Annotated in this window: 17 protein-coding genes; 11 read left to right on the top strand and 6 right to left on the bottom strand. The window is 64.0% G+C overall.

Annotation, left to right across the window (positions count from 1 at the left end):
* From M2361_RS19955 to M2361_RS19975, 5 genes are all read left to right on the top strand, one after another.
* Nucleotides 1-351, top strand: coding sequence for a carboxymuconolactone decarboxylase family protein (locus M2361_RS19955; protein ID WP_259251385.1), 351 nt, complete (start codon nt 1-3; stop codon nt 349-351).
* A complete protein-coding gene (locus M2361_RS19960; RefSeq protein ID WP_259251386.1) occupies nt 348-1,355 on the top strand; it encodes an NAD(P)H-quinone oxidoreductase in 1,008 nt (335 codons plus the stop codon). Before M2361_RS19955 ends, M2361_RS19960 begins: the two co-directional genes overlap by 4 nt.
* Before the next feature lie 297 nt (nt 1,356-1,652).
* Nucleotides 1,653-4,055, top strand: a complete 2,403-nt coding sequence (locus M2361_RS19965) for a mechanosensitive ion channel domain-containing protein (protein ID WP_259251534.1) — start codon at nt 1,653-1,655, stop codon at nt 4,053-4,055.
* Nucleotides 4,033-4,575, top strand: a complete 543-nt coding sequence (locus tag M2361_RS19970; RefSeq protein WP_404976404.1) for a helix-turn-helix domain-containing protein — start codon at nt 4,033-4,035, stop codon at nt 4,573-4,575. The genes M2361_RS19965 and M2361_RS19970 overlap by 23 nt, the downstream gene beginning before the upstream one ends.
* Complete coding sequence (locus M2361_RS19975; RefSeq protein ID WP_259251387.1) at nt 4,572-4,976, top strand: VOC family protein; 405 nt, start codon at nt 4,572-4,574, stop codon at nt 4,974-4,976. The genes M2361_RS19970 and M2361_RS19975 overlap by 4 nt, the downstream gene beginning before the upstream one ends.
* Before the next feature lie 31 nt (nt 4,977-5,007).
* Here the strand turns inward: M2361_RS19975 and M2361_RS19980 are convergent, their stop codons facing one another.
* A complete protein-coding gene (locus tag M2361_RS19980; protein ID WP_259251388.1) occupies nt 5,008-5,628 on the bottom strand; it encodes a LysE family translocator in 621 nt (206 codons plus the stop codon).
* Nucleotides 5,629-5,746: 118 nt separating this feature from the next.
* Here M2361_RS19980 and M2361_RS19985 point away from each other — a divergent pair, with 118 nt between their 5' ends.
* A complete protein-coding gene (locus M2361_RS19985) occupies nt 5,747-6,223 on the top strand; it encodes an Lrp/AsnC family transcriptional regulator (RefSeq protein WP_259251389.1) in 477 nt (158 codons plus the stop codon).
* Between the two features lie 195 nt (nt 6,224-6,418).
* The gene (locus M2361_RS19990; protein WP_259251390.1) at nt 6,419-9,214 is read left to right on the top strand and encodes a CheR family methyltransferase; all 2,796 of its coding nucleotides are present in this window, start codon (nt 6,419-6,421) and stop codon (nt 9,212-9,214) included.
* Here the strand turns inward: M2361_RS19990 and M2361_RS19995 are convergent.
* Together M2361_RS19995 and M2361_RS20000 are read right to left on the bottom strand one after the other, a co-directional pair.
* Nucleotides 9,184-10,503, bottom strand: coding sequence for a sigma-54 dependent transcriptional regulator (locus tag M2361_RS19995; protein ID WP_259251391.1), 1,320 nt, complete (start codon nt 10,501-10,503; stop codon nt 9,184-9,186). The genes M2361_RS19990 and M2361_RS19995 overlap by 31 nt on opposite strands.
* Nucleotides 10,500-11,888, bottom strand: a complete 1,389-nt coding sequence (locus tag M2361_RS20000; protein WP_259251392.1) for a sensor histidine kinase — start codon at nt 11,886-11,888, stop codon at nt 10,500-10,502. Before M2361_RS20000 ends, M2361_RS19995 begins: the two co-directional genes overlap by 4 nt.
* Before the next feature lie 343 nt (nt 11,889-12,231).
* On the opposite strand from M2361_RS20000, the gene M2361_RS20005 reads away from it, so the two are divergent.
* The 4 genes from M2361_RS20005 (at nt 12,232) to M2361_RS20020 (ending at nt 15,453) form a co-directional block, all read left to right on the top strand.
* Nucleotides 12,232-12,717 (top strand): tripartite tricarboxylate transporter TctB family protein, encoded by a 486-nt coding sequence (locus tag M2361_RS20005; protein ID WP_242001359.1) that lies wholly within the window; start codon nt 12,232-12,234, stop codon nt 12,715-12,717.
* A 3-nt stretch (nt 12,718-12,720) separates the two neighbouring features.
* Nucleotides 12,721-14,241: a tripartite tricarboxylate transporter permease gene (locus M2361_RS20010; RefSeq protein ID WP_259251394.1), complete on the top strand. Its 1,521-nt coding sequence runs from the start codon at nt 12,721-12,723 to the stop codon at nt 14,239-14,241.
* A 119-nt stretch (nt 14,242-14,360) separates the two neighbouring features.
* The gene (locus tag M2361_RS20015) at nt 14,361-14,783 is read left to right on the top strand and encodes a hypothetical protein (protein ID WP_259251395.1); all 423 of its coding nucleotides are present in this window, start codon (nt 14,361-14,363) and stop codon (nt 14,781-14,783) included.
* 55 nt (nt 14,784-14,838) lie between these two features.
* Nucleotides 14,839-15,453, top strand: coding sequence for an ATP-binding cassette domain-containing protein (locus M2361_RS20020; RefSeq protein WP_259251396.1), 615 nt, complete (start codon nt 14,839-14,841; stop codon nt 15,451-15,453).
* 44 nt (nt 15,454-15,497) lie between these two features.
* Here M2361_RS20020 and M2361_RS20025 read toward each other — a convergent pair whose 3' ends face one another.
* From M2361_RS20025 to M2361_RS20035, 3 genes are all read right to left on the bottom strand, one after another.
* Nucleotides 15,498-16,049 carry a type 1 glutamine amidotransferase domain-containing protein gene (locus M2361_RS20025; protein ID WP_259251397.1) on the bottom strand — a complete coding sequence of 184 codons (552 nt, stop codon included), beginning with the start codon at nt 16,047-16,049 and terminating at the stop codon, nt 15,498-15,500.
* Nucleotides 16,050-16,487: 438 nt separating this feature from the next.
* Entirely contained in the window at nt 16,488-16,862 is a 375-nt protein-coding gene (locus M2361_RS20030; RefSeq protein WP_050447462.1) for a glutathione S-transferase N-terminal domain-containing protein, read from the bottom strand.
* 153 nt (nt 16,863-17,015) lie between these two features.
* Nucleotides 17,016-19,043: an acetyl/propionyl/methylcrotonyl-CoA carboxylase subunit alpha gene (locus tag M2361_RS20035; protein ID WP_259251398.1), complete on the bottom strand. Its 2,028-nt coding sequence runs from the start codon at nt 19,041-19,043 to the stop codon at nt 17,016-17,018.
* Between the last annotated feature and the right edge of the window lie 14 nt (nt 19,044-19,057).

The raw sequence follows: 19,057 nt of genomic DNA on the forward strand, positions 1-19,057 counted from the left end.
ATGTCGAATATCGATTTCAGCCGTCCGCGCGAAGCCGCGCGTGCCTTCACCCCGGCGCTGTCGGCCTTTGTCGACAACACGCTTTACCCCGATATCTGGAGCGACCCCGCGTTGGCGCCGCGAGACCGCAGCCTGATTACCGTGGCCGTCTTGATTGCCGCGGGCCACACGGATGAGTTGCCGGCGCACCTGCGCCGCGCGGTCGGCAATGGGCTGACGCAGAATGAGCTGTCGGCCGCCATCACGCACCTGGCGTTCTACGTCGGATTTCCCGCCGCGATCACCGCCTCGGCGATTGCGCAAGCCACATTGGCCGTGTCACACGAAAGCGCCCTGAAGGATAAGCAATGAAAGCGATTATTTTTGAACAGTTTGGCGAGGCGGATGTGCTCCAGGTGGCCGACGTGGCCCAGCCCGACATGCGGCCCGATGACCTTATCGTGCGCGTCCATGCAGCGGGTGTGAATCGTGCCGACCTGACCCACCGCCGTGGCGGCTATGGCCGGCCGAATTTTGGTGACTCCACCATCATGGGTCTGGAGATCGCGGGCGAAGTGCTGCAAGCCGGCAGCGCCGTACGCGGCTTCAAGGCGGGCGACCGCGTAATGGGCGTGGTGGGTGGCGGTGCGTATGCGGAGGTCGCCCGGTTGGACTGGCGCATGGCCTTGCCCATTCCCCAGGCGCTGGACTACGTACACGCGGCAGCCATCCCCGAAGTGTTCGTCACCGCGCACGAAGCCATGCTGCACCTGGGCCGTCTGAAAGCCGGAGATTCCGTGCTGATTCACGCGGCAGCGGGCGGCGTGGGGTCGGCGGCGGTGCAGCTTGCTCGGGCAACGGGCGCCACCGTGTACGCCACGGCCGAGGCCAGCAAGCTTGAGCAGGTTCAGCGGCTGGGTGCCGATTGCGTCATCGACTATCGCACGCAGGACTATGCGCAGGTCGTGGCCGAGCGGACATCGAAGCGTGGCGTGGACGTGGTGATCGACTTTATTGGCGCACCCAACTTTGCGCGCAACATTGCCTCGCTGGCCAACGGCGGGCGGCTGGTTCAGGTGGGTATCCTGGGTGGCGGCGGCCAGGTCAGTATTGCGTTGGAAGACATCCTGTATCGCCATCTGCAAATTTTCGGCACTGTCATGAAATCACGTCAGCAGACTGAAAAGCACGCGATGGTGCAACGCTTTCGCGAGCATTGGCTGGACCGCTTTTCCAGCGGCGCGGGTCTGGTGCCCGTGGTTGACAGCACCTATCCGCTTGAACGCGCAGCGGACGCGCATCGCCGAATGGAGTCGTCTCAGAACGTTGGGAAAATCATTCTGACGATGTCGGATGCCGGTAGGGATGGCAATTGATAGGGCGTCAGACTGCAATTCCTGATGCCGTGATGCAGGCTGAAACTTGACGTTGCGGAGCGGGGAACCGGGGAGGCCGAACAAGCGGACGGCTCCATGGGCGATATCATTTGGAAATTGCCGGCGTCCCCACCGCGATCGCGCGCCGCGATTTTCTGCCCTGATCGCCTAGGAGATTTATTAGTGGTTCTATCCGCAACGACAGCATCCGCGTCTTCCCTGTTCCGCAACCATGCCGCCAGTCTCTGGCGGCGCCGACGAGAAAGACCCTGGCTGGCGGCCCTGCTGCTGGCGGCGATGCTGAGTTGCCTGTCGTTGCTCTGGCAAGCCCCCGCCATGGCCGCGTTGCCCCTGCCAGCCAAGGAAGCCGCTGCGTCCCCCTCGGCGCTGACTCCCGCCGCGCTGGCCGACCTGTTAGAGAATCCCGAGGCGCGCAAAGCGCTGGTGGACGAGCTGCGCGCGCAGGCGTCCGGAACCAAACCGGCGGCCTCCCGCCCCGCAGGCGCGGCCGAGCCAGCCGAACCCGCCGTACCCGGCTTGCAGGCACGCATGGCAGACGGCGTGCAGCGTTTCCTGACCGGCGTTGCCGCCGACATGGGCCAGGGCGTCGACGATCTGCGCGTGCTGGCCTCGGGGCGCAGCCTGCGCATGGACAGCGGCACGGCGGGCCAGGCCTTGCTGCCCCTGACGCTGGCCGCCGTGGCCACCATCATTGCCTTCCTGCTGTTGCGGATGATCGCCATGCGCATCTACACCCGCATCGATCGCTGGGTGGCGCATCAGGGTGCGGGCGAGCCCGTCACGCCGCCCAAGCGCGGCGTGCCCGCCTCCATGCGTGTGCTGTATCGGCGTGGCGGGGCCATCGTGGGCGCGGTGGCGATCGACGCGGGCGTCGTCCTGCTGGCGGCCATGGCGGGCGGCGCGGCTGCCCTGTGGGGCACGCCGGGGCGCGGCACGCTGGACCCCTTGGCGGCCGTGTTTCTGCAAGCCTTCGTGGCGGTGGAGATCGTCAAGGTGCTGATCCGCACCGTGTTCGCCGTGCGGCATCCGCACTTGCGCCTTCTGCCCATGTCCGACGAACTGGCCAAGTACTGGAACGGCTGGCTGGTGCGCGTGGTGGCGGCGGCGGGCTATGGCACGTTGCTGATAGACCCCGTGATCTCGGCCACGCTGTCGCCCGCCCTGGGTCGGCTGGCCAACATGGTCATCATGCTGGCGGTGTACGTGTATGCGGTGCGTGTCATCTGGCAGAACCGCCAGTCGGTGCGCGAACGCCTTAGCCGACGCGCCGCCAATGCCGCCACCTTCATGGGGTCGCGGCTGCACTTTCTGTCGCGCGTGTGGCACGTGCTGGGTATCGGATACTTCACCGTCCTGCTGGTGGTCAGCCAGATCGACCCCACCAATGCGCTGCCCTTCATGGCCCGCGCCACCGCGCAGACCTTGCTGGTGATCGGCGTGAGCAGCCTGTTGGTGCTGTTGGTGAACACCGTACTGGCCAAGCCCATCGTGTTGTCAGACGACCTGCGGCGGCGCCTGCCGATGCTGGAGACGCGCGTCAACGCCTATGTGCCGGCCCTGCTGAAAGTGCTGGGATGGATCATCCGCATCGTCGCGGTGCTGCTTATTCTTGACGCCTGGCAGGCGTTTGACCTGTCTAGCTGGCTGGCCTCGGATGCCGGAGGCGCGGCCATCAAGGTGGTGCTTAACATCGTCATCGTGCTGCTGATCGCGGCGCTGGTCTGGACGGTTATCGCCAGCGTCATCGAACACCGCCTGAGCCAGAGCGAGGGGCGCGGCATGCCCACCGCGCGGGAACGTACCCTGCTGGCGCTGTTTCGCAACGCCGCGTTGATCGTCATTGTGACGATGACGCTGATGGTGCTGCTGTCGCAGATCGGAATCGACGTGGGCCCGCTGATCGCCGGTGCCGGGGTGGTGGGCCTGGCGATCGGTTTTGGCGCGCAGAAGCTGGTGCAGGACATCATCACCGGCGTTTTTATCCAGCTTGAAAACGGCATGAACGAGAACGACGTGGTGCAGGTGGCGGGCGTGTTCGGCACGGTCGAGAAGATGACGATACGTTCGGTGGGCATCCGCACGCTGGACGGCGGCTATCACCTGGTGCCGTTCTCGTCGGTGGACGTGGTGGCCAACCACATGCGTGACTTCTCGTACCACCTGGGCGAATACACGATCGCGCATCGCGAAAGCGTGGACGACGCCATCGAGCATCTGCGCGCGGCCTTTGCCGAGCTGATGACGGATTCGGTGCTGGGGCCGGAGATTCTTGAAGAGATCACCATTGCCGGCGTCACGGCGGTCAACGACAAGGGCGTGACCATCCGCATCCTGATCAAGACCACGCCCGGCATGCAATGGGCCGTGCAGCGCGGCTACAACCGGCTGCTTAAAAAGCACTTCGACGCCGCCGGCATCGAGCTGCCCTATCCGCACACGGTGGTTTACTTCGGCCAGGACAAGCGGGGCTATGCGCCTGCGGCGAACGTGGCGTTGCAAACCGAGCGCCTCGACGAGGGCGAAGACGCCCGCGCCGCGGGCCACACGCGCCGCCGCCTGACGCCGGAAACCAGCGGCGACGATGCCGCCGAGGTTCTGGGCAACGAGCTGGAGGCGCGCGAGGAAGCGGAGCTGGATTCGGAATCGCCAGGCACCCATGACCATCCGCGCAGCCAGTGATTCGCAGCCGCTTGCCGCCGCCTCGGTAACGGACTCATCCCGTCCGTTGGAGGATGCGGCGCTGCTGCGCCGCCTGCTGCGTGCCAAGGACCGCATGGACGCGGCGTCCAGCGAGGCTTGGCCGGTCAGCCGTCTGGCCGAAGTCAGCGGGGTTTCACAAGCCTATTTCGCGCGCTCGTTCAAGCGCGCCTTCGGGCTTCCACCGCACCGCTACTTGCTGACACGCCGGATCGAGCGCGCTATCGCCCTGTTGCGGGATACCGACATGAGCATTACGGAGATCGCGTTCGAGACCGGCTGGCAGAGTTTGGGTACCTTCGGCCGCATCTTCCATGACGTTACAGGGCTTAGCCCAGGGGGGATGCGCGCCCAGCTTCAAGCCCATCCCGAGGAACTTGCCCGTGTCCCGGCCTGTGTGGTCAAGGCCGCGCAACGCCCCGACCTGGACAGCGCAGTTTTGGAGAAGCGCCGTCGCGCCGCCGCCGCTACATTGCGTGAATCCACCAAGGAGGAGTCATGAACGAAGGAATCAATGTTGTCGGCTTGTACGTGAACGATCAGGACGAAGCGCTGGCGTTCTACGTCGAAAAATTGGGCTTTCGCGTTCACACGGATGTGCGCAATGGCGACTACCGCTGGCTGACCATCCAACATCCGGACCAGCCCTCGTTTCAGCTTGGCCTGTTCAAGCCCGGCCCGCCCATCCATGACGACGCCACCGCGCAAACGCTGCACGCGATGGTTGCCAAGGGCGCCATGCCGCCGCTGGTGTTGTCGGTGGCTGACTGCCGCGCCAGCCATGCCAGATTGCAGGCGCTGGGCGTTGAGTTCACCCAAGAGCCAACGGACCGTTACGGCAGCGTCGATGCCGGTTTCCGCGACCCGGCCGGCAATGGGTGGAAGATGATCCAGGCGGGCTAGCTTCCCGGCCCCTGTTCACCTGCCGTGGCGCCTAAGCGACGCCAGCAGCCAGTTGGATACTCAGGCCGACCAGCGCCAGGCCGGCACACCGGGTGGCCAGCAGCCTGGCGCTTGGAAACGTCGCAAGGCGCAAGGCCAGGGCGTTTCCGATCAGCACCAATGCGCTTTGATAGAGCAGGCTTAGCACGGTCACATGCAGCATCATCACCGCCAGCGTTACCGGGGATGCCGCCGGTTTAAGAAACAGGGGAAAGAACGCGACGAAGAACAGGATCACCTTGGGGTTGGTCAGGCTCACCATGAACGCCCGACGAAAGTACACCCAGGGTGATCGGTCGCGTTCGCGTTCCTGATCCTGCGCACTGAGACGTGTGCGGATAAGTTGCGCGCCCAGCCATAGCAGATACGCGACCCCGGCCCATTGCAGGCCTTGAAAGACCAGCGGATGCGTCCGCATGAGCGCGGCCAGGCCCGCCGCCGCCGCGACCATGAACAGAAAGTCGCCCGCGATGGTGCCCAACACCGCGGCCATGCCGGCGCTTTTGCCATGGCGCGCCGTGGCGTCCAGGATGGCGATGGTGCCCGCGCCGGGAATGGCCTGGAATACCAGGATGGCGAGGATAAAGCTGCCGTAGTGCTGGATGTCGAGCATGCCGCATCAGGATTCGCATTAAGAAGAATCGATTATCCCGTCGGTCCCATTGCCAGATACAGCGCATTATTCCGGTGAATGCTAAATTTAGCCGTCGGTTTTCTGGTAGAAACGGGCCATGGCAAGAACGGATAAAAATGAACTGGATGACGTGGCGTGGCGCTTGCTGCGCGCCCTTCAGGTTGACGCGCGCGCGCCACTGAAGACCCTTGCCGAGGCCGCCGGCTTGTCGGTTGCGGCAACGGCGGAACGGCTCAAGCGGTTGCAGGATGCCGGCATTGCGCAGCGATTCACCCTTGAGGTGGATGCGGCGCAAGTGGGCTACCCCGTAAAGGCGATTGTGGGGATCACCGCGACACAGCCCGGCAAGAAAGCCCTGCTTGACCGGCTGCGCCACGCACCCGAAGTGCTTGAGTGCCACCATGTGGCCGGGGCCGATTCCTACCTGATGACCGTGGTGGCAACGGGCTTGATGGATCTTGAGCGTTTTATCGGGACCATCAACGGATACGGAGAAACACGGACTTCCATTATTTTCTCTACCCCCATCGAGCGCCGCGGCCTGGTGCCGCCCGGCACTGCAAAACGCCAGTAGGGTTATCAGGGATTATTTATTTCGGGTTTTTTTGTTTGCCTGAAAAGGGTATTAGGACTCACCCGCGCCATATGGATTAACCCGTATCAAAGCGTAATCGCCCATGGTAATGTTGACGCCAGCGGTGATGCGTATTCCTTGCCGTGCATGTAACACCCAATATGCTGTTTGCCAGGCCGGCTTGGCCAGAGGGACATGATGCTGCGAACGGAATTTCCCATCGTGGGTCTCGGCGCGTCCGGCGGCGGAATCCAGGCATTGGAAGCGTTTTTCCGTGGCGTGCCCCTGAATCCCGGCATGGCCTTCGTGGTGGTTTCCCATTTAAGTTCTGGCCACGAACAACACCTGCTTGACGCCATCGCGCGCCACACCTCGCTGGCGGTGATGATCGGCGTTGATAATCAGCAGCTTGAACCAAATTGTGTATATCTGCTGCCGCGCGACGCCCTCATGTCTATTGGCCAGCGGCGCTTGCGCGTGATTAAGCGTCCGGCGAATCTGTCGGTTCGCCGCCCTGTTGATTTATTCTTTTCCGCCTTGGCGCAGGATTGCCTGGATTATGCGGCGGGCGTGGTGTTGTCCGGCGGGAATTCAGACGGCACGCTTGGCATCAAGGCCATCAAAGAGTATGGCGGGTTAACCATGGCGCAGGCCACGGACGAAGACGGCCCGGTCAATCCTGAAATGCCGGCCAGCGCCATCGCCAGTGGGTGGGTCGATTTTGCGCTGCCCGCGAGCGAAATGGCGCGCAAGCTGGCCGAGCTTGGCGTGGGCGTATCGCTGCGGGGCGAGGCGAGTCCCGACACGCAAGAAGGGGGTGAACCGGACGGCTTGGTCGCTTCGGGCATGAAAATCCGGGAGTTGCTGCGCGCCAGCATCGGCCACGATTCCAGTGGCTACAGCGATCAGGATTTCATGCGCCGTGTGCGGCGCCGCATGCAGGTCAAACAGCTTGGCGCCGTTGATGCCTACATCGACCATCTGAATCAAGAACCCCAAGAGGCCATTGCGCTGTTCCGAGATCTATCGGTCGGCATCACGAACTTCTTCAAGGACGCCGAGGCGTTCGACGTGCTGAACCGGCTGGTCATTCCGGAACTGCTGCAAAGCCGGGGGGCGACGGATACCGTGCGCGTATGGGTGCCCGGCTGCGCCACGGGCGAAGAGGCCTATTCGCTGGCCATGCTATTGCGCGAATACATGGACACCATGGCGGCGCCGCCTCGTGTGCGTTTGTTCGCCACCGATGTGGACGACTGGGCGCTGCTTGCCGCGCGCGCGGCAAGATACCCTGGCCAGTCGCTGGATGGGATGTCGCGAGAACGGCGCGATCGGCACTTTCTTGCGGACGGCGACGGCTATGTCGTGAACAAGCACCTGCGCGACATGTGCGTCTTCGCGCCCCATAGCGTGCTGCGTGATCCGCCCTTCGCCCGAATCGATCTGATCTCGTGCCGCAACCTGCTTATTTGTTCTGATCGCCAGGTACAACAACAGATCATCCCGACGTTCCATTATTCGTTGCAGCCCAATGGCTTTCTGTTGCTTGGCGCGGCAGAAGACGCGGGCGAGGTCGGCAGCCTGTTCAAGACCATTGAACGCAAGCATCGGATCTTTCAACGGCGTACCGGGCAAACGGCTGCGCCCCGCCTGGCGTTTTCATCGTGGCCCTTGCAGGCTGCCAGCCTGCCCAGTTTCACGCACCGCCCAGGTGATGCGGTCGGCGCGACGCTGCACGCGGCGATCGAACGCCAGGTGCTGACTCGGCATGCCCCCGCGCATGTCGTGATCAATGCCAACGGCGACGTGCTGTATTACTCGAACGGCACGGGCAAGTTCTTGCAGGCCGAGATGGGCGTACCCAGCCATCAGGTGCTGGCCTTGGCTCGCAAGGGCCTGCGGCCGGATCTGCGTGCCTTGCTGCACGAGGCGGCCGAGACCGGCAAGCGCGCGCGACGGGAGGGCGTGGCCTTTGAAGACGACGAAGGACGCTTGCAGCGGGTCTCGCTAGAGGTCGAGCCCTTATGCTGGCAGCGAGACACGGAAACGCGATATCTGGTCTTGTTCTTTCAGCGCGGCATGGAGAGCGCGGAGGGCGCCCATTCCCCCGCCCATGCACCGCAAGACGGCGCAGCCCGCCATGTGGAAATCGAACTGCTGCAAGCGCGTGAACGCTTGCAGTCCATGGCTGAGGAATACGAGGCCGCGCTGGAGGAATTGAGCGCGTCCAACGAAGAGCTGCTGTCCGTCAACGAAGAACTGCAATCCGCCAACGAAGAACTGGAAGCCTCCAAGGAAGAACTGGTTTCGCTTAACGAAGAGCTGCACACCGTCAACGACGAACTTCACGGCAAGGTCGACGAGCTGGACCGCTGCAACAACGATCTGAACGTGCTGTTCGATAAGGCGGCCATCGCAACCTTGTTCCTCGACCGCAACTTGATCATCCGCAGCTTCACGCCGGCAATAAGCGATGTGTTCAACATCCTGCCCAGCGACTGCGGCCGACCCATTACCGATTTGGCCAGCCGCTTCGACCTGCCCGCGTTTGCGAACGATATCGAGCACGTCTATACCGACTTTCGGCCCGTTGAACGCCGCATCGCCAGCCCCCTGGACGGAAAGCACTACCTGCTGCGGATGGTGCCGCACAGTGGCGCCGATAGCAGCGTGGACGGTGTCGTCGTCACGTTCATCGACATCACCGACATCATCAAGGTCGAGCGGCGCCACCGCGTGCTGATCGCGGATCTGCAACGCCGCACGCGCAGCTTGTTCGCGATTGCGCAAGCCGTGGCGCAGTCCCCGCTGGATGATGGCGACGCCTTCAAGCGTTTCAACAATCGCCTATCGGCGCTTGAGCGGGTGCGAGGCATGCTCGACGTCGAATGGCGCATCGAACGCCGCGACGCCACTGATTACCTGCTAATTGAAATTCCTTTGGACGGCACAAGCGCTAGTCAGGATGGCTCGGAATCGGTGCTTTCCTGACGGCCGGCGCGCAGCTTTTTCCATAGTGTCGTTCGAGAAATTCCTAGCCGCTTTGCCGCCAACCCCATATGGCCGCCGGATTCGGAAATGGCTTGCTGGATGGCGCGTTGTTCGGCGTCCAGGCGCGTGGCGGCCAGGTCTGGTTGTTCCGTAAGCCGCCTTTCAGGGAACAGGTCGCTGGCATGTAGCGTGGCGCCCTCCATCATGACGAGGGCGCGCGCGATCCGGTTCTTCATCTCCCGGATATTGCCGGGCCAGGCATGGTCATACATCGCCTGCATGGCGTTCGCCGAAAACGTGACGCCCGCCGTGTGTTGTTCTTCCAACAAGGCGCTGGCCAGCACGTCGATCGCCGCCGGCCGGTTTCTGAGCGGCAAGGTCGCAACCCTTGCCACGGCAAGCCGATAGAAGAGGTCGGCGCGAAACGTTCCCTGCGCCATCGCCGCTTCCAGGTTCGCGCAGGTGCTGGCAAGTATTCGGCAATTCGTCTGGCGGCTGGAAGACTCGCCCAAGGGTCGATACTCTCCATTTTCCAGCACACGCAACAGGGCGGCTTGCGCTCTGGGTGTCAGCTCGGCCACTTCATCCAGATACAGGGTGCCACCCGCCGCTTGGGCAAACAGGCCATCCCGCGCCGCGCCGGCGCCGCTGAAGGCGCCCTTGGCATGGCCAAACAACAGGCTCTCGACCAGGTCGGTGGCCAGCGTGGCGCAGTTGACCGCGACGAAGGGGCCGGACGCAAACGCCGAGCGCGCGTGGACGTATCGTGCGGCACGGTCTTTGCCCGTTCCGGTTTCCCCTTCAAAGAGCACCGGCAACGCGCTGACCGCAAACCGTTCCAGCTCTTGCGCGACAGCGTGCGTGGCGGCGTCAAGCACGAACGGATTGTCCTGGACGGCAGCGTTGCTGCCTGCGGGCTGGGCGGCGATGACGGAGCGGATGCGTGCAACCAGCGCGTCGGTGTCATAGGGCTTGGTCAGGTAGTCGTTCGCGCCCGCTGATACCAGGCGCACCGCCTGGGCAATTTCCCCATAGGCGGTGGCAAAGACCACGGTGGTGCGCGCCAGATGCGGAATCAGGCGGCGATACAGCTCTTCGCCCGAGCCGTCTGGAAGCCGGATATCGGCAAGCAGGAAGGCGGGCCGCATGCGCGTCCTGCGAAACAGCTCGACGGCCTGCGCGCAGCTTTGCACCCATTGCGCCGAGATACCCTCCAGCCGCAAGCGCTGCAAGAGCGCCCCGCCCAGCAAGGCATCATCTTCGATGAGCAGCACCTGGATATCGTTCACGGTGAGGGTTCCTCTGTGGCGAAGGGTAGGCGCACCGAGATGCGCGTGCCGCTTCCAAAGCGCGTCACGCGCAGACGGCCGTTCAGGGTGGTGATCAGGTCCGCAACGATGCGCAAGCCCATGCCGTCGCCGTCGGACGGATGGCCCGCCAGCGCGCGTCGCGCCGCGATCGGCAAACCAGAGCCGCTGTCCGCCACGTGCAGCGTCAAGGCATCGCGCTTGGCGCGCGCAAAGATCCGCACCCATGCACCGGGCGGCGATGCCTGGATCGCGTTCAGGACCAGGTTCAGCAGAACCTGGCGGACAGCGCCGGCGGGCAGGGCCAAGGCCTGGTCGTGGAGCATGCCCTCGCTATCGAGTTGCACGCGTACGCCTGCCTTGCCGGCTTGAGCATCCACCATCAGGCGGATGTCGGCGATATCTTCCTGGCGCAACCACGCGTTGCCGGGGCGAAAGGTACGTAGGCTTGCATCGACAACGGCCTGCAACGCCTGCACACCGCGTTCGATGAAATCCAGCGATTCGGCTCTGACCTCTGGGCGTTCACCGAACTGCCGCAAGGTTTGCACGGCGGTGCGTAGGCCGCCCAATGGATTGCGTACCTCGTGCGCTAGAGCCGCCGACATGCGGCCCAGTACCGCTTCGCGTTCGATGCGCGCGTTGCGTTCGGCAAGCGCCTCGCGTTGCAGGGCGCCTTCCGCCATCCAGTTGTAGGCAGAGAGCAGTTCCCGGAGTTCCGGGTCTGTGGTGTCAACGCGCATGGGGCGCAGCCGTTCTTCCGGCCCCGCGCGCAGTGCTTCGGTCAGCGAGATGATCGGGCGTTGTAGGCGCCGAGCCATCCCGAAGCACAGCACGGCGCCAAGCAGGCTGATCGCCAGGCCGACCAGGCCAAGCTCAAGGGCCAGTTCCTGGCGTTGCCGATGGAAGTCGCTGACGTCCAGGTTGGCCACCAAGGTGCCAAGCTGGGGCTGGTTGGTGTCCAACAGACGCCACGTCCACACGCCTTCCGAGCGTGCGCTGATCAGCGTGCCGGACGTGTCCGAAAGCCGCGCGAGCGGAACCGGCTCTACCTCGGGATAGCGCGCAACGTGCGCCAGCAGACGCTGATCGGCGCCCACCACGGCAAGCGTGCGATCAACCACGCCCAGATGGGTGTCCAGCGCCCGATTCAGCACCTCCACCATTTGCTCGGCGTCGTGGGCGCGCACGGCCGGAAGAATCGCAGCGGAGAGCCCGTCCAGATATACCTGGCCCAGGTTGGTGATCTGCCGGTCGAACTGCCGTGATACGCCATGCAGCGCCAGGGAAATGAGCGCGGTGGAGATCACAAGAAATAGCAAAGCGACCGCAAGCGGAATTCGCGCGGTAAGAGACAGGCGGAGCATGGCGGCGCTTCTGGACCTCGAAAACGAAATTATGCCTCGCGTTCTACCTGCTTCGGATTTGCAATATTTGGCAAGTACGTGACGCTTCGGAAAAATCCGTGCCAAGCGGGATTTCAGCGCGATAGCACGCGGCGATGTTCACTTTTGTGAACATCGACATTGAACCGCTGTTCACACTTGTTCACTCGGACTGCCGCCCTCATGCCCGCGCCATGGTTATCCCGCATAGTCGCCGGCAAAGCGTGAAAGCAGTTTGCAAGCCCCTCTCCTTAAAGTGCCCGCTCCTCCGGCATGCAACGGTTGCATGCCCGGAGCAAGTCAACAACAAACCGGGGAGCAAGCCGTGGGCAGCACCATATTCTCTAGAAAGCGCGATCTGTGGGGAGGTGCGTTCATAGCACTCTGCGGCGCGCTCACCATACTTGAAGCGACGTCATACAACATTGGAGAACTGGCCCGGATGGGGCCAGGCTACTTCCCCCTGATGGTGGGTTGTTTCCTGGTGGCGCTGGGCATTCTGATTCCGCTTAGCCCGGACCCCGACGAGGTGCAGGAGGAACTCGTCGAAGAGCATCTGCCGCAGCCGTCGCGCCGCGATCGCATCCGTGGCATGGCCTGCATTGCGGCGGGCATCGCGCTCTTCATCATCCTGGGCAGCTTCGTGGGATTCCTGCCCGCGACCTTTGCGCTGGTGTTTGTGTCGGCGCTGGGCGATACGTCGAATTCCATTAAATCCGCCGCCATTCTCGCCATTGCGATGACGGTGTTCGGCGCGGTTGTGTTCTCGTGGGCGCTGCAATTGCAGTTCCCGATGTTGCGCTGGGGGTAAGCCATGGATCTGTTCGATAACGTATTGCACGGCTTTTCCGTGGCGCTGCAGTGGGAGAACCTGCTGTGGTCGCTGTTTGGCGTCTTCATGGGCAACATGATCGGCGTGCTGCCGGGCATGGGCGTGCTGGCCGCCATTTCCATCCTGCTTCCGCTTACCTACGCCATGACGCCGGTGGCCGCCCTGATGATGCTGGCCGGCATTTACTACGGCGCCCAGTACGGCGGCGGCATCACCTGCATTCTGCTCAACCTGCCGGGCACGCCTTCCCATGCGGTGACCTGCCTGGACGGCAATCCGCTGGCGCGGCAAGGCAAGTCCGGGTCCGCGTTGTTCATGCTGGTGATGTCGTCTTTCGTGGGCGCCAGCGTGGGCATCGTCATCATGATCCTGTTCTCGCCCTTGCTGGTTGAAGTGGCGTTTCAGTTCGGCCCGGCCGAGTACTTTTCCATGATGATGCTGGGCCTGTTCGCCGGGGCCACCTTGGCCAAGGGTTCGGCCATCAAGGGCATCGCCATGGTGTTTCTGGGGCTGCTGCTGGGCGTGGTGGGCACCGACGTCAACACCGGCACCATTCGCTATGCCTTCGGCGTGATCGAGCTCAGCGATGGCGTGCCCTTGGTGGCGCTGGCGATGGGCCTGTTCGGCTTGGCGGACTTCTTTGCCAACGTCAATCGCATCGGCAAGGCCACAACCGTGGGCGCCGGCCCCAAGATGTCGGTACGGCCGGAACCGGGCGACATCAAGAAATCGGCCATGCCGATTGCGCGTGGCAGCGCCATTGGCGCGGTGTTGGGCATCCTGCCGGGAACGGGCGCGACCATCGCCTCGTTCATGTCGTATGCGGTTGAGAAGCGCGTGTCGAAGACGCCCAAGCGCTTTGGCAATGGCGCCATCGAAGGCGTGGCGGGCCCCGAAGCGGCGAACAATTCCGCCGCGCAGACAAGCTTCATTCCCACGATGAGCCTGGGCATTCCCGGTGACTCCGTCATGGCCTTGATGCTGGGCGCGCTGATCATTCACGGCATCCAGCCCGGCCCGCAGATGGTGACCGAGCATGCGGATTTGTTCTGGGGGCTGATCGCCAGCTTCTGGATCGGCAACATCATGCTGGTGGTGATGAACCTGCCCTTGATCGGCATGTGGGCAAGGCTCTTGAAAGTGCCCTACAAGTACCTGTTCCCGTCCGCGCTGTTCTTTGTTTGCGTCGGCGTGTACAGCACCAACAACAACCTGTTCGACGTGGGCATGGTGCTGGCGCTTGGCCTGGTGGGCTACCTGTTCCTGAAGCTGCGCTTTTCTCCCGCTCCGCTGCTGTTGGGTTTCGTGCTGGGCCCCATGGTTGAAGAGAACTTCCGCCGCGCGCTGTTGCTGTCGCGGGGCAGCATGAGCGTGTTCGTTGACCGCCCGATCAGCGCGGGCTTCATCTACGCGATTGCTGCGCTGGCCATCTGGCTGGTGTTTTCGACGGTGCGCAACAGGAAGAAGGTGCGCGCGCTGGAGGAGGCGCAGGCTCAAGCCTGATCGCGCAACACAGGCAGGACTGAACGGGGGCCATTCGTGAGCCCCCTTTCGATTAACAGGAGGGTGTCGTGAAGCAATGGGCGCGCGGTCCACGCGGCGATGAGCCAAGGGGGCCGCTGATGGTGATACGTGAGCTGGCCTTTGTTGAACTCATCGAATTGCTTGAATTCAGCCACCTGCGCTTGGACGCCCCGATACAAGGGGCAGGCACCCCGTGGGTCGGCACGCAGGAATGGCTGCGCCGCATTGAAGGCGAATCCAGCGACCCTGGCGCGGTCTACGTCTGCACCACGCTGGATGCACTCCATGACGCCGTCCTGGCGCCAGAACATGCCGAACTGAAGATCGATATGCCGACGCAAAGTCGCGTCCGCCTGCGCACCCTGTCAACGCGGCAGGGGGTGTCGCAAGCGTGCCTGCGCGTCGACTTGCAGGCCCTGATCCGGCGTGTCCTGGTACCCGCGAGCGCACCCGCGCATCTGTTTGATCTGGTCAAGCACGTTGTCATGACGCGGCTATGGGTGGAAGTGGCGCGCGTTTGAACTGGCGGCCACGGGCGACGTCACGCAAGCCGGCGCATCGATTAAACTTTCCGCCATGCTACGCATCGACAATCTCAGCAAGCGCTATGGCGACCACCTTGTATTCCAGGGGCTGACTCACACGTTCCCGCCTGGTTGCATGGCGCTGTGCGAAGAAGACAGCACCGGCAAATCCAGTTTGCTGGGCATCATCGCGGGCGTGATCGCGCCGGATGGCGGTGAGGTATGGATCGACGGGCATTCGCTGGCCAACGCGCCGCAACAAGCCCGTGCCCGCCTGGCTTACGTGCCGGATAACTGCCTGGCGTTCCCCACGCAGACCGGGCGCGAATTCCTGCTGAACGCCGCGGCCGAGAAAAACGTGAGTCTGGACGATAACGTCCTGGATCTGGCTTTTCGCCTGGGGCTGGAGCCGCATCTGGACAAGCGCTTTGAGCAAATGTCCACGGGCACGCGGCGCAAGGTCTACCTGACCGCCGCCGCGCTGGGCGCGCCGGCAGTCGTCATTGCGGATGGCCCCAGCAGTGGCCTGGACGCCCAGGCGCGCGGGGTGTTGGCCGAGGTTTTCACGACCTGGGCGCGAGACCGCGTCGTGCTGTTCGCCAGTCACGACCCCGAGCTGGTGCAGGCCTGCAACGCGCGCACGCTTAACGTGGGCGATCTGCGCTAGCCGCGCCTTGGTTGAACTAGCCGAGCCCTGGTCAAGCTCGCGCGTCAGCGCTTGGACGCCTGCAAGACCTCGATGAATGCCGTGCTGAACGCAGGAATGTCGTCGGGCTTGCGGCTGGACACCAGCGCGCCATCGACCACGACTTCCTGATCCACCCAGTTGGCCCCGGCGTTGCGCAGGTCGTCCTGCAGCGACGGCCAACTGGTCATGGTGCGATCGCGCACCACGCCTGAGGACACCAGCAGCCACGCGCCGTGGCAGATGACCGCCACGGGCTTGCCGGCGTCGAACATGGCGCGCACGAACGCCTGCGCCTTGGGGTGCATGCGGATTTCATCGCTGTTGACGACGCCGCCGGGCAATAGCAGCCCGTCGAACACCGAAGGTTCGGCTTCGGCTTGCGCGAATATCAGGTCCACGGGAAAGCGATCACCGGGTTTGTCGTGATGCATGCCCAGGATCGGATCATTGCGCGCCGATACCAGTACCGTGCGTGCGCCTTCGGCGTGAAGACGATCACGTGGACCGGTCAGTTCTACCTGTTCGAATCCGTCGACCGCCAGAATGGCGATGGTCATATCTTGGAGTGTTGCCATGATTGCTCCCTGTGCTTGGCCCCGTGCAAGCGATGCGCGGCGGGCCGGGGCGTGCTCGCCGAAGCCAAGGTGCAGCAAGTGGCATGCCGAAGGGGGTGAGGCAGATGGGAGGGAGGCGGATGGGAGGGGGACAGAGGGGAAGGAGACAGAGGGGGAGGAGACAGAGGGGAAGGAGACAGAGGGGAAGGAGACAGAGGGGAGGTCGGCAGATGGGTTTCGCGCGGCATGCGGTAGCGCTTTTTGCGTCGGTCCGCGCGCGCTACACCCATCCTACGGGCATAGCCGCAACAACATGGGCGCTGCCGAGGCCGTGGGTCAATGCGCAGCACCGTCATTCGTGCGACGGGGCAACATCTTCATTCGTAGGATGGGTGAAGCGCGGCAAGTTCGTCGCTAGAACGTGATGTCCAACGCGCGCAACCCATCACCACCCCCGCCTCAAGCCACGCCCGCGAAGCGCTTGTCCAGGTACGCAATGATCTCGCTGGATTCATACATCCAGCGCGTGCCGCCGGCCTCTTCAATACGCAGGCAAGGCACCTTGACCTTGCCGCCGCCAGCCAGCAGTTGTTCACGGGCCTGCGGGTCGTTCTTGGCGTCGTGCAACGTCACCGGCACGTTCAAACGATGCATTGCACGCCGCGTCTTCACGCAGAACGGGCAGGCATGGAATTGATACAGCGACAGCGCGGCGGCTTCCGCATTCACCGTAGCCTGGCCTTGTGCTGAACGTTGTTGCGGGCGCGGACGGGTCAGCGCGTCGCCAAGAACGATCAATTGACCCAGGCCGACACGCAAGGCTTTGACAAACATGGATGTTCAACTCAAACAAAGGAAAGAGGCGGTCAGTCTACTCTTTTGCAGGGTTGCGCCCCTGCAAGGTCCTTAGCGCGCTGACGGCATCCACAGCGCCCCAAGGGTCCATGTTCCACATCGACGATGCCCCGATCAGTGATGCCCAGCGGGCTAGCCCCCGATCGACACCAGTTCCGCGCCTTCGGTCACCTGGTCGCCCACGCCATAGAACACTTCTTCGACCTTGCCATCGGCGGGCGCCGAAATCGTGTGCTCCATCTTCATGGCTTCCATCACCAAAAGCGGCTGCCCTTTCTCGACGGTGTCGCCCGCCTTGACCGAGATCGAGATGATCTTGCCCGGCATCGGGGCCGTCAGGCCGCCGCCGTGCTCGCCCTGGGTGTCCTGGGCATGCGCCAAGGGGTCGTACAGTTCCAGCACGTGCACGCCGTCGTCGCCGAAGACGTGGGCGCGGTCGGCATGCAGCACGACGGTGCCGGCGTGCTCATGGCCGGCCAGCGTGACGCGCAGGCCGTAGGCCAGGTTGGGGTTGGCGCTGGCATGCGAGCGCCACAGGAACGGTTGCGCACCGGCGCCTGCGTCCAGCGTCCACGCGCCGCCTTGGCGGGCCACGGTAACGCGGCGCGTTTCGCCGTTGTCCACCCATTGCAGGTGACGCTGGTGCTGCCCGCCCAGGCGCCAGCCGTCGCGTGCATCCCAGGGGTCGGCGGGGGCTTTGCCCGGGGATTGCGCGCCGGGCTGCGCCAGACCCTGTCGCACCAGCACGGCGGCCGAGGCCAGCGCCAGCGTGGCGGCGTTGGCCGCTTGCGGTTCGGGCAGCAAGGTGGCGCGCTGGCGTTCGATCAGGCCGGTGTCGAGGTCGGCGGCGGCAAAGGCGGTGTCTTTCATCAAACGCGACAGGAACGCCACGTTGGTCTGCACACCCACTGCCTGCGTTTGCGCCAGCGCTTGCAGCATGCGGGCACGCGCCTGATCGCGGTCGGCGCCGTGCACGATCAGCTTGGCGATCATGGGGTCATAGAACGGCGTGATCGTGTCGCCCGTGCGCACGCCGCCATCCACGCGGATGTCGGCATTGGTGAACGCGCTGTGCGGGGGCAGGCCCAGGTACGCCAGGGTGCCGATCGACGGCAGAAAGCCTTTCTCGGGGTTCTCGGCGTAGATGCGGGCTTCGATGGCGTGGCCGTTGATGCGCAGGTCTTCCTGGCGCGCCGGCAGCGGCTGGCCGGCGGCCACGCGCAACTGCCATTCCACCAGGTCGTGGCCCGTGATCATTTCGGTGACGGGGTGTTCGACCTGCAGGCGCGTGTTCATTTCCATGAAGTAGAAGCGGCCGTCCGGCTCGGCAATGAACTCCACCGTGCCCGCGCCCACGTAGCCCACGGCGCGCGCGGCCGCCACGGCGGCTTCGCCCATGGCGCGGCGGCGCTCTTCGGTCATGCCGGGGGCGGGGGCTTCTTCGATCACCTTCTGGTGGCGGCGCTGCACCGAGCAATCGCGTTCGAACAGGTAGACGCAATTGCCATGTGTGTCCGCGAATACCTGGATTTCAATGTGGCGGGGCTTTTGCAGATAGCGTTCGATCAGCACGCGGTCATCGCCAAAGCTGGATGCGGCTTCGCGTTGGCACGAGGCCAGCGCGTCCAGGAACGCGCCCGACGATTCCACCACGCGCATGCCCTTGCCGCCGCCGCCCGCGCTGGCCTTGATCAGCACGGGGTAGCCGATGCCGTCGGCCTGGGTCTTCAGGAATTGCGGGTCCTGGTTGTCGCCGTGGTAGCCGGGCACCAGCGGCACGCCGGCTTTATCCATCAGCGACTTGGCGGCCGATTTGCTGCCCATGGCGGCAATGGCGGACGCCGGTGGGCCCACGAAGGCAATGCCGGCTTTCTCAGCGGCTTCGGCAAAGGCTTCGTTTTCAGACAGGAAACCGTAGCCGGGGTGGATGGCGCCCGCGCCGGTATCCCGCGCGGCTTGCAGGATGGCGTCGGCGCGCAGGTAGCTGGCGCGCGGTTCCGATCCGCCGATGTACACGGCTTGATCGCAGGCGGCCACGTGGCGCGCGTTGGCGTCCGCGTCCGAGTACACGGCCACGGTGCGGATGCCCATGCGGCGGGCGGTGGCGGCGACGCGGCAGGCAATTTCGCCGCGATTGGCAATCAGCAAAGTGTCGAACATGAATGTCATCCTGG

This window comes from Achromobacter sp. JUb104 (assembly GCF_024806975.1).
Lineage (GTDB): Bacteria > Pseudomonadota > Gammaproteobacteria > Burkholderiales > Burkholderiaceae_B > Achromobacter > Achromobacter spanius.